Source organism: Rubrivivax gelatinosus (assembly GCF_016583785.1).
GTDB lineage: Bacteria > Pseudomonadota > Gammaproteobacteria > Burkholderiales > Burkholderiaceae_C > Rubrivivax > Rubrivivax gelatinosus_B.
In genome coordinates this window covers 1-1,059 of the sequence record NZ_NRRU01000221.1, presented here as the reverse complement: position 1 = coordinate 1,059, position 1,059 = coordinate 1, and the positions used below count along the sequence as shown (strand labels likewise).

Annotated in this window: 2 protein-coding genes; both read right to left on the bottom strand. The window is 67.1% G+C overall.

Annotated features, from left to right (window positions below; genetic code table 11):
• On the bottom strand, positions 1-895 hold an 895-nt coding region (locus tag CKO43_RS25480; RefSeq protein ID WP_200380420.1), incomplete at its 3' end, for an NAD(P)(+) transhydrogenase (Re/Si-specific) subunit beta.
• On the bottom strand, positions 892-1,059 hold a 168-nt coding region (locus CKO43_RS25475), incomplete at its 5' end, for a proton-translocating transhydrogenase family protein (protein WP_200380419.1). The genes CKO43_RS25480 and CKO43_RS25475, both read right to left, overlap by 4 nt.

Below are 1,059 nucleotides of genomic sequence, written 5' to 3'. Positions count from 1 at the left end.
GTGCCTGGCCACCCGCCACCACCGTCGTGCCTTCGCCGCCGAAGCCGCCCAGGATGACGTTGAAGAACGAGCGGTTCATCGCCTTGCACATGATGTAGCTGAGGATCGCCCCCGAGCTGCCCACCAGCGAGCCGGCGATGATCAGCATGCTGTTGTTCAGCGAGAAGCCGATGCCTGCTGCCGCCCAGCCCGAATAGCTGTTCAGCATCGACACCACCACCGGCATGTCGGCGCCGCCGATCGGGATGATGATCAGCACGCCCAGCACGAAGGCGATCGCCAGCATCGCGAAGAAGGCGCCCCAGTTCTCGGTCGCGGCGAAGGCCAGGCCCAGGCCGACCGCCGACAGCCCCAGCACCAGATTCAGCATGTGCTGGCCGCTGAAGGTGACCGGCGCGCCCTGGAACAGGCGGAACTTGTACTTGCCGCTGAGCTTGCCGAAGGCGATGACCGAGCCGCTGAAGGTGATCGCGCCGATGGCCGCACCCAGGAACAGCTCGATGCGGTTGCCCACCGGAATCGGCTCGCCGCGGCCGACGATGCCGAAGGCCCAGGGTTCGGCGACGACCGCGATCGCGATGAACACCGCGGCCAGGCCGATCATGCTGTGCATGAAGGCCACGAGCTCGGGCATCTTGGTCATCTCGACGCGCTTGGCCATCAGCGTGCCGGCGCCACCGCCGACCACCAGGCCCGCCAGCACCCAGCCCAGGCCCAGCGGCGAGCCCGCCAGCTTGACGATCAGCGCCGCGGTCGTCAGCGCCGCGATCGTCATGCCGATCATGCCGAACAGGTTGCCGCGGATCGAGGTCGTCGGATGCGACAGGCCCTTCAAGGCCTGGATGAAGCAGATGCTCGCGACGAGATAGAGCAGCGTGACGAGGTTCAGGCTCACTTGTGCGCCTCCGCCGCCGGCTTGCGTTCCTTCTTCCTGAACATCTCGAGCATGCGCCGCGTGACGAGGAAGCCACCGAAGACGTTGACCGCGCACAGCGCCACGGCGAGAACGCCCATGGTCTTGCCCAGGTCCGTCTCGGTCAGCGCCGCCGCCAGCATCGC